Below are 12,120 nucleotides of genomic sequence, written 5' to 3' on the forward strand. Positions count from 1 at the left end.
GACGTCCCCGGTCAGACGTACCCGGTCAGACGTCGGTGGAGAAACGCACTCCGCCGTCGGGGAGTTTGACGCCCGGCCACACGCGAGCGCCTCGCAGAAGTTCGCACCGTGCGCCGATGTCCGCCCCGTCTCCGATCACGCCGTCGCGGACCAACGCGCGAGGTCCGATGCGAGCGCCGAAGCCGATGATCGACCGCTCCACCACCGCGCCTGCTTCGATGACGGCTCCGTCGAACACGACCGCTCCGTCGAGACGGGCACCTGCACCCACCTCGGCGCCGCGGCCGACGACCGTGCCACCGATCAGCAGCGCCCCCGGAGCCACACCGGCACTCGGGTGCACGAGGAACTCACCGCGGGGGCCGCTCAGGGCAGGTGACGGGGCGATACCGCGCACCAGGTCCGACGAGCCCTTCACGAAATCCTCCGGTGTTCCCATGTCTCGCCAGTACGCGCTGTCGACGTGGCCGTAGACGCGCTTGTTCTCGGCGAGCAGTGCGGGGAACACCTCGCGCTCGACGGACACGGGCCTGTCGGCGGGGATGGTTTCGATGATGTCGCGTTTGAAGACGTAGCAGCCGGCGTTGATCTGGTCGGTCGGTGGATCCTGAGCCTTCTCGAGGAATGCCGTGACCCGTCCGTCCTCGTCGGTGGGAACGCAACCGAACGCACGGGGATCACCGACGCGAACCAGGTGCAGCGTCACATCCGCCTCGGTACGGGCGTGAGTGTCCAGCACCGCGGTCAGGTCGGTTCCACCGAGCACGTCGCCGTTGAACACCACCACGTTGTCGGCACGCAGTTTCGGCAGTACGTTGCGGATTCCGCCACCGGTGCCCAGCGGCTCGGTCTCGGTGACGTACTCGAGTTCGATGCCCAGCTCGGAGCCGTCGCCGAAATGCTCTTCGAAGACTTCGGCTTTGAACGACGTGCCGAGCACCACATGGGTGATCCCGGCGGCCTTGATGCGTGCGAGCAAGTGATGGAGGAACGGCAATCCCGCGGTCGGGAGCATCGGTTTCGGGGCCGACAGCGTCAGCGGCCTGAGCCGAGTCCCTTTGCCTCCCACCAGGATTACGGCATCGGTGGTCTTGCCCGTGTCAGCTGGCATTGTCGGCCTCTCTGTCGTGGTCCGGTCGAGTGTCGTCTGTCTGTCGCGATCGAAGTGCCGAAGCCACAACAACCTTCGAGCGCGCCGCCAAACCTGCGCGTAACGCCCATCGTATGGGAGCTTGCCACAGATGAGGGTGGCGATCCGCTTGAAAGCGATACGCGCTCGCGTGGTGGGCCGGAAGCATCAGTTCCGGATGCCTACCTGCCGCATGCCCTTTGGAATGGGTCACTTCCACACTCGGCACGTACACATTGAGCCATCCGCCGGTTCCGAGCCGGTCTCCCAGATCCACGTCCTCCATGTACATGAAGTATCGCGAGTCGAACCCGTTCACGGAGTCGAAAGCGGCACGGCGCAGCAACAGGCACGACCCCGACAGCCACCCGACGGCCCGCTCGGTGGCTGCTTCGTTGTCCTGCCGGTATCGCAGAGTCCACGGGTTGTTCGGCCACACCTTCCCGAGAAGCGCGTGACCCGCGCCGGACGTGAGATCCGGAACCGACCGCGCCGAGGGATAGCGGCTACCGTCCGGCTCACGAATCAGAGGTCCGAGCGCGCCTGCGCGCGGCCATCGCTCGGCTGCGCCCAGAAGTCCGTCGAGCGATCCCGGATGCCACCGGACGTCTGGGTTGACCACGACGACGAACTCGACGCCGTCGTCGATCTCGGCGACGGCTCGGTTGACCGCGCCTCCGTAGCCGAGGTTGGCGCCGGTCCGGAACAGTCGCACGTTCGGGTACTTCGCCTCGGCGGCCTCCGGCGCACCGTCGGTCGAGCCGTTGTCCGCCATGATGACCTGCGGGTCCTCGGACGTCGCCGTCGCCAAGGACGTCAGGAACTGGTCAAGGTGTTCACCGGGCGAATAGGTCACCGTCACGACGGCCAGCTTGGAACTCACGCGGGCAACCCTATCGGTCCACGTGCACCGCGACGTCCAAGGCATCGGCGAGTGCGTCACGCCAGTCCCGCAGCGGCGTCAGACCGGACTCGCTCCACGCATCGGGTGAGAGGACCGAGTACGAGGGCCGAGGTGCGGGCCGGACGAACTCCACACTCGAGCACGGCTCCACCCGCTCCGGATCGGCTCCGACTCCGGCGAACACCGCGCGGGCGAGCTCGAACCAGCTGGCGGTGCCTGCGTTCGTCAGGTTGAGGATCGGGGGCATCGGCGAGTCCGCGGCGGCGAGTTCCAGCAGTCCACCCGCCAGATCCCACGAGTAGGTGGGCGACCCCACCTGGTCGTCGACGACACGCACGGTGTCTCGTTCGCGTTCGAGCCTGCGCATCGTGGACACGAAGTCCGAACCGACGCCCGTGTACACCCACGCGGTCCTGACGACGGTCGCCGTCGGAAGCGCGTCGAGAACGGCGTGCTCGCCCGCGAGTTTCGTGCGCCCGTACGCACTGCGCGGTGCAGTGGGGTCACCAGGCCGGTACGGGACGTCGGAGGTGCCGTCGAAGACGTAGTCGGTCGACACGTGCACCAGCCGCGCCCCGGCCTCGGCACATGCCTGCGCCAGGTTGGCAGGTCCGACGGCGTTGACCGAGAGTGCGCGGTCCTCGTCCGTCTCGGCTGCGTCGACGGCGGTGTACGCGGCGCAATTGATCACGATCGACACCGCGGTCACGGCAGCCCCGACCGCGTCCCTGTCGGTGATGTCCAGTTCTTCGCTGGTGACGCCCGTCACCTGTACGCCTGCCCGCTCGGCTCGTTTCAGAATCTGTCGTCCGAGTTGCCCCCCGGCGCCGGTCACAAGAATGTTCGTCACAGTCGGAAAGTGTGGCACGCCGTCCGTGCTTGAGCGAGGCAGTGAGATTTCACAAGTAGCCTGGATCCGAACCAGGATCGTCGAACAAGCTCGTACAACGGAAGGAACCGCTCAGGTGCCAGGTCAGTCGGACGAGCCAGGGGACTTCCCACGCCCCGGCCGCGACGAGTATCGCCGTCGCTCCGACGAGTCCCGTGCCCGCCGGGAGCCCCGGAGTGATTCTCGGGCCGGGTCCCGCAGGTCACGAGCCGACCGTAGCAGGAGCGAGATTCCTCGTCGTCGCCGTGAGGACGAACCGCGCCGGACCGGCCGGCCCGCGACGGAGCGTACGGACCGCCGTCGACCCGGCCCGGCACATCGGGACCCGTCGACCCCTGCCGCGCGATCCGCGAAGACGATGCGAGCACCACAGATCTTCGTCGCGGCACTGGCCGTGATGGTGTTGGTGGTCACCGGTTTCGCGTGGCGAAGCATCGACGGCCTTCGTTCCAACATCGCGACGGCAGGCGCGCTCGGCCTCGGCGGCGGAGCCGACGGCGCCGTGGACATCCTGATGGTGGGCACCGACAGTCGCACCGATGCGCACGGAAACGCACTGTCGCAGGCGGAACTCGATTCACTGCGCGCGGGCGAGGAGGTGGCGTCGAACACCGACACCATCGTGCTGATCCGCGTTCCCAACGACGGGTCGTCGGCGACGGCGATCTCGATTCCCCGCGACTCCTATGTTCAGGTGCCCGGCATCGGGATGTCGAAGATCAACGCCGCGTACGGCGCCACCAAGGAGAACAAGCGCCTCGAACTCGTCGAGAGCGGCGTGTCCGACGCCGACGCCGAGTCCCAGTCCACCGAGGCGGGCCGCGAGGCGCTCATCACGTCGGTGGCCGATCTGACAGGCATCACCGTCGACCACTACGCCGAGGTCGGTCTGCTCGGTTTCGTTCTCCTCACCGACGCGGTCGGCGGGGTCGGTGTGTGCCTCAACGCTCCGGTCGACGAGCCCCTGTCCGGTGCGAATTTCCCTGCCGGCGAGCAGACCTTGTCCGGTGCCGACGCACTCAGCTTCGTGCGGCAGCGCCACGATCTGCCGCGCGGTGATCTGGATCGCATCGTGCGGCAGCAAGTGTTCATGGCGTCGCTCGTGCGCAGTGTGCTGAGTGCACAGACACTGAGTAATCCCGGCAAACTGAACCAGTTGAGCGCGGCGGTACAACGGTCGGTGGTGCTCGACTCCGATTGGGACATACTGCAATTCGCCACTCGCCTGCAGGATCTCGCAGGCGGCCAGGTGAAGTTCGAGACGATTCCCGCGGTCGACATCAACGGGGTGACCGATTACGGCGAGTCCATCGTCGAGGTGGATCCCGCCGCAGTGAAGAGGTACGTCGAGGGCCTTCTGGACGGCTCGTCGGAGGACGAGAGCGATGCCCCGACAACCGATGCGCCGCAGGTCGATCCGTCCTCGGTGACGGTCGATGTCGCGAACGACAGCGGCATCGACGGACTGGCCGGCGGGGTTGCCTCCACGTTGAGCGAGCTCGGGTACGTCGGCGGCACCGTCGGCAACTACGAGGGAACGACGGTGTCCACCACCACGGTTCAGGCCGCCGATCCCGAGAGCGACGAAGCGAGAGCCGTCGCTGCCGCGCTCGGCGGTGTCAGCGTGGCAGGCGACGATTCGTTGGCGAGTGGCACCGTGCGCGTGGTCCTCGCGTCCGACTACTCCGGACCGGGTACGGCAGGCGCCCCTGCCGCGACGAGCGCATCCGCTGCCTCCGAAACTGCGGGCAGCTCGGCAGGCGAGTCGCCCGCTCCCCCCATCGACGCCGGTTCCACCGGCCCCGCGTGCGTCAACTGAGGCGGTAGTGTTCCCTGCGTGGCTTCGACTCTGACGCAGGAACTTCTGGACCCCATCCTGACAACCGACCCAGCCGGCCCGCGCGTGACGTATTACGACGACGCCACCGGCGAGCGGGTCGAGGTCTCCGGTGTGACGCTGGCCAACTGGGCTGCGAAGACTGCGAACTTTCTCCGCGACGAGCTGGGTGTGGAACCGGGGACACGAGTGTCGGTACTGCTTCCCGCTCATTGGCAGACGGCGGCAGTGCTCCTCGGGGCGTGGTGGGCAGGCGCGGACGTCACCCTGAGCGCGGACCCCGACGTGGAGGTCGCACTGGTACACGGCGGACGCATCGACGATGCAGGCGACGTGCCCGAGGTCGTGGCACTGTCGCTCGACGCCTTCGGTAGACCGGTCCCGGATCTACCGGTGGGTGTGACCGATTACGCGACGTCGGTCCGTGTGCACGGGGATCAGTTTCGGCCGTCGGGACAATCGGGCGCTCTGGACGGTCGTTCGGTCGACGAGGTGCTCGGCGCCGCACGTGCCCGCGCCGAGGCGCATTCGATCGCGGTGGGAGACCGCGTGCTGTCCTCGTTGCCGTGGACCACGGCCGACGAATTGATCGACGGGCTGCTCTCGGTGCTCGCCGCCGGCGCATCCCTGGTTCAGGTGAGCTCGCCCGACGACTCGAAGACCGAACGCCGCGTCGCGACGGAGAAGGTCACCAAGACCCTCTAGCTGGCTTTCCTTTTGACTCCGGTCGTCAGGTGCGATAGCCGCCGTCGGCCAGGCCTGCCTCGATCTCGTATCTGTTCTTCGCGCCCGGTCGACGGATCTCTTCGACGAGATAACGCGCCGCGAAGGCGATGCCGTATCGCGCCCACTGATCGGCGTGGACGGCCTCGTGACGCAATACCCGACGAGACACGTTGGAGTTCGTCAGGTAGACACCGCCGATCGTCGTCCCGCCGCGCCCGAAGCCGTACCGCATCCCGGACGCGACGAACAGTGCACTCGGTTCGTCGAACTCGACTCTCGCTCGCCACAGGCCCGCGTACGCAAGCGCCAGCCAGGTCACGACGACGACCTGGCGCCGACCGCGTGAGGCTCGGCGTACGCGCGCCCGGAGCGAGAGCCGCACTATCCCAGCAGCTTGGCGCGCAGTGCGGCGTCCTTGTCCTCGACCATCCGCTCGAGCCCGGCCTGGAACGAGGCCATCCGCTCACGGAGAGCAGCGTCGGATGCGCCGAGGATGCGTACGGCGAGCAGGCCTGCGTTACGCGCGCCGCCGATGGACACCGTCGCCACCGGAACACCTGCAGGCATCTGCACGATGGACAGCAACGAGTCCATTCCGTCGAGATACTTCAGCGGCACCGGAACGCCCACGACCGGCAACGGCGTCGCCGACGCCACCATGCCGGGAAGGTGAGCAGCTCCCCCGGCTCCCGCGATGATGACCTTCAGTCCGCGTTCGGCGGCAGTGTTCGCGTAGTCGATCATGCGTTGCGGAGTGCGATGCGCGGAGATGACGCCGACCTCGAAGCGGACACCGAATTCTGCGAGGGCTTCCGCCGCGGCTTCCATCGTCGGCCAGTCCGAGTCGCTTCCCATGATCAGGCCGACCTGAGGGCCCGTCGAGTTGTCGCTCATGCGTGCGGATCCCATCCGTCGGTCCATTCCGCGTGCGACATCCAATGTGCGGCACGCTCTGCTTTTTCTCTGATCGCGGCCACGTAGGCTGCGTCGTCGGCGCGTCCGCCCGCCGCGCCGAGCACGTTGACGTGGCCGATCTTGCGATCCTTGCGTTCGCCTTTGCCGTACAGGTGCACCTTGGCGTCGGGCATCCGAGCGAAGAGGTGGTGCAGCCGCTCGTCCATGCTCATCGTGGGCGCCTCGGGTGCGCCGAGGATGTTCGCCATCACCGTCACCGGCGCCACGGGGGACGTGTCGCCGAGCGGATAGTCGAGAACGGCTCGCAGATGCTGCTCGAACTGCGAGGTCCGGCAGCCGTCCATGGTCCAGTGCCCGGAGTTGTGCGGACGCATCGCGAGCTCGTTGACGAGGATCCGTCCGTCCGTCGTCTCGAAAAGTTCCACCGCCATGGATCCGACGACGCCCAACTCTGCGGCCAGGCCGAGAGCCATGCGCTCGGCGTCGATGGCCGTGTCCTCGTCGAGGCCTGGCGCGGGCGCGATCACCACGGCGCACTGTCCGTGTCGCTGAACCGTCTCGACGACGGGCCACGACGCACCCTGGCCGAACGGCGAGCGCCCGACCATCGCGGACAGCTCGCGGCGCAGATCGACCTTGGTCTCGACCATCAGGGGCACACCGAGATCGAGCTGTCGACCGACGATCTCCTCGGCTTCCTCGGCGTCGGCGGGCATCCACACGCCTCGACCGTCGTATCCACCCCGAATTGCCTTGACCACGACCGGCCAGCCGTGTTCTTCGCCGAACTCGATGACGTCGCCGGCCCAGGTCACTTCCGCGAACTCGGGGCTCGGGATACCGAGATCAGCGAGCTTACGGCGCATCTTCAGCTTGTCCTGCGCGTAGATCAACGCCGACGGCGGTGGCTGCACGTTCACCCCCTCGGCGACGAGAGTCTCCAAGTGCTCGGTGGGCACGTGCTCGTGATCGAACGTCACCGCGTTCGAACCCGTTGCAGCGGCCCTCAGCGCGTCGAGGTCGTCGTGGTGTCCGAGCACCACGTCCGCACTGACCTGTGCAGCGGGCTCGTCGGCACCGGCGGACAGCACTCGAAGCGTCTGTCCGAGCGCAACGGCTGCCTGGTGGGTCATCCTCGCGAGCTGGCCGCCACCGATCATCGCCACGACAGGCATTCCGTTGGTGGACGGACGCGGAGTACTGGGACGCGGGTTCGCCGCGTCGGAGGGGAAATGTGGACCGGTCACGGCTTCCTATCGTGTCATGTGAGGAGGATTCGACCGTCGTTGGCCTGAGAGAAGTCTGATGATCTGCGCGCCGGTTCGTGAAATCGAGGTGTCGTTTCGTAGACTTCTCCGTTGTGCCCTCGATCGACAGTGTGATTCACCGCCTCCCCGGTCCAATTCGGGAGCTGGCGATTCGTCACAGCGAACTGATCAAATTTGCAATCGTCGGCGGCACGACGATGGTGTTCGACCTCGCCATCTTCTACTCGCTCAGCCTCACGGTGCTCGAACCCAAGCCGGTGGTCGCCAAGGTCATCTCCGGTGTGATGGCGACGATCTTGAGCTACATCCTCAACCGTGAGTGGGCGTTCAAGAACCGAGGCGGGCGCGAACGGCACCATGAGGCGCTCCTGTTCTTCACGATCAGTGGCATCGGCGTGATTCTTGCCGCGGCGCCTCTGTTCATCGCGAACAACCTGTTCGACATCCGTGAAGGCCACACGAGCCTCACCATGCTGGTGATCGTCGACTTCGTGCTGAACTACATCATCGGCAACCTGATGCAGATGGCGTTCCGATTCTGGGCGCTGCGCAAGTTCGCCTTCCCGGAAGAGAACGCGCGCGGAGCAGCCGCTGGATCCACCGATTACGACCCCACCGAGGAAGAAGCCGCCGAGGAACAACTCGGCCACAGCTGACGTCCCGCCGGCTACCGGGGCTCTCGAGTGCGGGGCGCTCCCATGCTTTGATCCCGCGAGGCCGGCAGGAACACCGAGAACATCGCGGGGCGTCGACGCTGCAGTTCCAGTCGACCACCGTCGGCCTCCACCAAAGCCCGAGCGAGCGCGAGCCCGACGCCGGTGGATCCCGCACCGGAGAATCCTCGGTCGAAGATGTGCGGCGCCATGTCGTTGCTGACGCCGTCCCCCTCGTCGGACACCTCCACACAGGCGAGAGCTTCCCGTCGCCGCTCGGCGGTGTCCACCGCGGGCACGAGGCGAACAGCCACCGTGCACGTACCGCCGCCGTGCGACAGGGCGTTGTCGACCAGCACGGACACCGCTTCTCGCAGCCGCGATCCGGTCACCGACGCCGTCACCCCCGCGTCGCCTCGCAGAACCAGCTCGCGTCCGGCGTCGTCGAAATTGCGCTGCCATTCGGCGACGAGACCCGTCAGCTCGGCGATCACGGGAACTTCTTCGGCTCCGGCCGAACCGTCACTACGCGACGACCGGACCAATTCGTCGATCGCCAGTGTCAGTCGGTCCACCTGAGCCATCGCCTCGTCCGCCTCTTGCACGACGTCCGGGTCCGGGTGGACCGACAATTCGTCGAGGCGCAGGCGGACGGCGGTGAGCCTGCTTCGCAGCTGATGCGACACGTCGGCCACGAGGGAGTGTTCACGCTGCAGGCGTCCGGAGATCTCCACCGTCGCGGAGTCGAGCACCTCGGACACCCGGTCGAGTTCGGCGATTCCGTGACGGGTGGGATCCGGTCTGAAATCGCCCTCCGCGAGTCGCGCGGCTCGCCGCGCCACGTCCTGCAGTGGGTCGGCGAGCCGTTTCGCGGTGAGGACCGCGATGGCCGTGCCCGCGAGGATCGAGGCCAGCACCACCAGCCCGACGGCTCCTACCGCCTGCCGCTGCAGTGTTCGCATGTCGTCGGACGGCACCTCGAGCCGTAGTGAGCCCGACGTCCCCATCGACAAGGACTCGACCAGCGGACGTGAGACGAAGGGTTCGCCGATGTCGACCCGCGACGCGGCATCCTGCGGGGTCGGGAACACCACGACGAGGCGCCCGGACTGCGGAATGGCCAGCCGCAGCGACCCGATGTCGAGGTCGCCGATCACCATTCCCGCTTCACCCTCCTGGGAGAGGATCTCCGACGCCATTCGATCGAGTCGACGCTGAAGGTCGTCGCGCGTGAAGTCCTCGACCCACAGCCACGCGGTGTACATCAGCGGAAGGCCGAGCAGGAGCGCCGTGAGAATGACCACGGCCAGAATGGATTGGAGTATGCGACGACGCATGGTGTCGGCTGCTCGGCTTCGTTACGACTAGTCGCTGTTGATCCGGAACCCGACTCCGCGCACCGTCGCGATGCGACGCTCGGCGACCGAACCCTCGTCACCGATCTTGCGGCGCAGCCACGACATGTGCATGTCGAGTGTCTTCGAACCGCGCAGTTCGGCGTCACCCCACACCTCGCGCAGAATGGTTTCGCGGGGAACGACCTGGCCTGCATGCTCGAGGAGCACCTTCAGCAGCTCGTATTCCTTGTTGGCGAGCGAGATCTCGTTGCCACCGACGAGCACGCGCCGAGCAGCAGGCTCGAGCCTGATGTCGCCTACCTCGATCGGTCCGTCCTCGCCGGTTCCTCGTCGGCGCAGCAGCGCACGTACCCGCGCCATGAGCTCCGCCAACCGGAACGGCTTGCCGACGTAGTCGTCGGCGCCCGCGTCGAGCCCGACGACGAAATCCACCTCGTCGGTGCGTGCGGTGAGCATCAGCACCGCCAGATCCGAGCTGTTGGCCCGTACCTGCCGGCAGACCTCGAGACCGTCCATCCCGGGAAGGCCGAGGTCCAGAATCAGGAGGTCGTAGTTGCCGTCGAGAGCACGCTGCAGTGCAGCGGGGCCTGTCTGTTCGACCGTCACCGTGTACCCCTCGCGGCCGAGGGCGCGGGACAGTGGCGCGGCAATAGCTTCGTCGTCTTCGGCAAGGAGCACATCGGTCACTCGGTGAGCGTACGGCCGGAAACTGTGAGAATGATGTATTTACCCGAGCACACCCGCGCTCCACGGAACCGCTACCGTCGCGCGGGCACCGTCATCGACGCCGACCGGCCCGCCAACCAGGCCTGGCACCGTCCGGTGACGGCCCGTCCACCTCGTGGCCGAGCTCGTCTCCGTCGATGTCGCCGGAACTGCGGTATTCCCCCGGCCGATACTCCCCGGACCGCCGAAATTCCCCGGACCGCCGAAATTCCAGGGAGTCGAACACCTGTTGGTAGAGCAGCGAGTGCACCCGCTGCACCCGTGGAATGTCGTCGAACTCGAGCGGATCGTCGGACGCCGACGCGATGATGAGCGTGCCCGTGCCGAGCATCCGGTCGACCAGTCCGTGCCGGAACTGGACGTTGCTGATGCGGCTCATCGGGATGTCGATCCCCGAGTGCGTGATGACACCCTGTCGGATGAGCACGCGGCGGTCGGTGACGATGAAGTGCGTGCATTTCCAGCTGATCAACGGTGCGATGCAGCGCCACGCGACCAGGGCTGCCCACACCACGGCGACGACGATGACCGCGGTCGTCGACGCAGTGCCGTCCAATCGAGCGGAGGCGACTCCGATCCCGAATCCGGCCAGGGCGGTGACGACGATGAAAGTCGCCGCCGGAAGGACGAGCATCTTCCAGTGAGGGTGGTGATGCAGTAGCAGCTCTTCTTCGTCTGCCAACGCATCCTGCGGATAGCCCATGCGGATCGCTCTCCTTCTCCGGTTCCGCCGTGATCCTGCCACGACCGCGCTGCCGAACGGTGGCCGATCGGAAGCCGTTCGAGAGGTCAGTCGGTGTCGACAGCTCGTAGGTGGGTGACGTCGCCGGCAGCGACCGCGACGGTTCCGGTGTCGGCGTCGTCGGTGCGGACGACGATCCGGCCCTGATCGTCGACGTCGGTCGCCTCGCCGATCATCGTGCGGTCTCCCGGCAGCTCGACGCGCACCCGGCGGCCGATGGTGTCGCACCGCTCGCGGTAGCGGTGGGCCAGGTGTTCGGTGTTCCAGTTGGAGTTACGCCAGGAGTCGATCTCCGCGCCTATCGCTCGGAGTATCGACCGCAGCAGTGTGCTGCGGTCGACGACGGCGGCGTTCTCGAGCGCAAGCGACGTTGCCGTCGGGACCGGCAGTTCGCTTTCCGTCATGGTGACATTGAGGCCGATTCCGACGACGACGGAGGGGTTGGGGCCGTGCTCGGCCACCTCGGCGAGGATGCCCGCGACCTTGCGGCCCTCGATGAGTACGTCGTTCGGCCACTTCAGTGCCGCGTCCACGGCCGCGACCGTGCGGAGCGAATCGACCACGGCCACACCGGCGAGCAGCGGAAGCCATCCGAGAACTGCCGGATCGATGCCTGGAAACTTGACGAGAACCGAGAACAGAAGTTGTGATCTCGGTGGACCCACGAACGGCCGCGAGTGTCGTCCGCGTCCGCTGTCCTGTTGTTCGGCGACGAGGGCAGTCCGGTCGGCGAGGCCGTGCACATTGGCAATGAGGTCGGCGTTGGTCGAACCGGTCTGCTCGACCACATCGAGCCTGGACCAGGAGGCTTGTGGCCCGTCGACGAGTGCCCGTCGGAGAGCGGCGGTGTCGAGCGGGGGGCGATCGAGGTTGGTCCACATGACTCACGAGCATATGGGCTCGTCGGTCCGACGGCCGGTGACGTCGGCTCGGGCTACCAACCGGTACGTGGCCCTCGGTAGGGCTCCGGTCA

General features: G+C 66.9%; 13 protein-coding genes. 3 read left to right on the forward strand and 10 right to left on the reverse strand.

Annotated features, from left to right (window positions below; translation table 11 throughout):
* Window positions 1-25 precede the first annotated feature (25 nt).
* Genes BH95_RS08130 through rfbD form a run of 3 tightly spaced genes read right to left on the reverse strand, consistent with a single transcriptional unit; the run spans window position 26 to window position 2,883 of the window.
* A complete protein-coding gene (locus BH95_RS08130) occupies window positions 26-1,111 on the reverse strand; it encodes a sugar phosphate nucleotidyltransferase (RefSeq protein WP_019666132.1) in 1,086 nt (361 codons plus the stop codon).
* Entirely contained in the window at window positions 1,101-2,012 is a 912-nt protein-coding gene (locus BH95_RS08135) for a glycosyltransferase family 2 protein (protein WP_020112127.1), read from the reverse strand. The genes BH95_RS08130 and BH95_RS08135 overlap by 11 nt, the downstream gene beginning before the upstream one ends.
* Before the next feature lie 10 nt (window positions 2,013-2,022).
* On the reverse strand, window positions 2,023-2,883 hold the full coding sequence (gene rfbD / locus BH95_RS08140) for a dTDP-4-dehydrorhamnose reductase (protein ID WP_037181540.1): 861 nt from the start codon (window positions 2,881-2,883) through the stop codon (window positions 2,023-2,025).
* 397 nt (window positions 2,884-3,280) lie between these two features.
* On the opposite strand from rfbD, the gene BH95_RS08145 reads away from it, so the two are divergent.
* Both BH95_RS08145 and BH95_RS08150 read left to right on the forward strand, forming a co-directional pair.
* Window positions 3,281-4,741: an LCP family protein gene (locus BH95_RS08145; protein WP_019666135.1), complete on the forward strand. Its 1,461-nt coding sequence runs from the start codon at window positions 3,281-3,283 to the stop codon at window positions 4,739-4,741.
* An 18-nt stretch (window positions 4,742-4,759) separates the two neighbouring features.
* Window positions 4,760-5,464, forward strand: a complete 705-nt coding sequence (locus BH95_RS08150; RefSeq protein ID WP_019666136.1) for a TIGR03089 family protein — start codon at window positions 4,760-4,762, stop codon at window positions 5,462-5,464.
* 25 nt (window positions 5,465-5,489) lie between these two features.
* Here BH95_RS08150 and BH95_RS08155 read toward each other — a convergent pair whose 3' ends face one another.
* From BH95_RS08155 to BH95_RS08165, 3 genes are all read right to left on the reverse strand, one after another.
* On the reverse strand, window positions 5,490-5,804 hold the full coding sequence (locus BH95_RS08155; protein WP_019666137.1) for a hypothetical protein: 315 nt from the start codon (window positions 5,802-5,804) through the stop codon (window positions 5,490-5,492).
* A gap of 62 nt (window positions 5,805-5,866) precedes the next feature.
* On the reverse strand, window positions 5,867-6,394 hold the full coding sequence (gene purE / locus BH95_RS08160; protein ID WP_019666138.1) for a 5-(carboxyamino)imidazole ribonucleotide mutase: 528 nt from the start codon (window positions 6,392-6,394) through the stop codon (window positions 5,867-5,869).
* Window positions 6,376-7,575 carry a 5-(carboxyamino)imidazole ribonucleotide synthase gene (locus BH95_RS08165; RefSeq protein ID WP_230621124.1) on the reverse strand — a complete coding sequence of 400 codons (1,200 nt, stop codon included), beginning with the start codon at window positions 7,573-7,575 and terminating at the stop codon, window positions 6,376-6,378. The genes purE and BH95_RS08165 overlap by 19 nt, the downstream gene beginning before the upstream one ends.
* Window positions 7,576-7,760: 185 nt before the next feature.
* Here BH95_RS08165 and BH95_RS08170 point away from each other — a divergent pair, with 185 nt between their 5' ends.
* Window positions 7,761-8,324: a GtrA family protein gene (locus BH95_RS08170; protein WP_019666140.1), complete on the forward strand. Its 564-nt coding sequence runs from the start codon at window positions 7,761-7,763 to the stop codon at window positions 8,322-8,324.
* 11 nt (window positions 8,325-8,335) lie between these two features.
* Here BH95_RS08170 and BH95_RS08175 read toward each other — a convergent pair whose 3' ends face one another.
* The 4 genes from BH95_RS08175 to BH95_RS08190 all read right to left on the reverse strand — a co-directional run bounded on the left by BH95_RS08175 (window position 8,336) and on the right by BH95_RS08190 (window position 12,028).
* Window positions 8,336-9,658, reverse strand: coding sequence for a sensor histidine kinase (locus BH95_RS08175; protein ID WP_020112129.1), 1,323 nt, complete (start codon window positions 9,656-9,658; stop codon window positions 8,336-8,338).
* 27 nt (window positions 9,659-9,685) lie between these two features.
* Window positions 9,686-10,366, reverse strand: coding sequence for a response regulator transcription factor (locus BH95_RS08180; protein WP_019666142.1), 681 nt, complete (start codon window positions 10,364-10,366; stop codon window positions 9,686-9,688).
* Between the two features lie 91 nt (window positions 10,367-10,457).
* Window positions 10,458-11,108 (reverse strand): PH domain-containing protein, encoded by a 651-nt coding sequence (locus BH95_RS08185; protein WP_020112130.1) that lies wholly within the window; start codon window positions 11,106-11,108, stop codon window positions 10,458-10,460.
* An 86-nt stretch (window positions 11,109-11,194) separates the two neighbouring features.
* Complete coding sequence (locus BH95_RS08190) at window positions 11,195-12,028, reverse strand: biotin--[acetyl-CoA-carboxylase] ligase (protein WP_019666144.1); 834 nt, start codon at window positions 12,026-12,028, stop codon at window positions 11,195-11,197.
* Between the last annotated feature and the right edge of the window lie 92 nt (window positions 12,029-12,120).

The sequence above is a fragment of the Rhodococcoides fascians A44A genome, assembly GCF_000760735.1.
GTDB lineage: Bacteria > Actinomycetota > Actinomycetes > Mycobacteriales > Mycobacteriaceae > Rhodococcoides > Rhodococcoides fascians_E.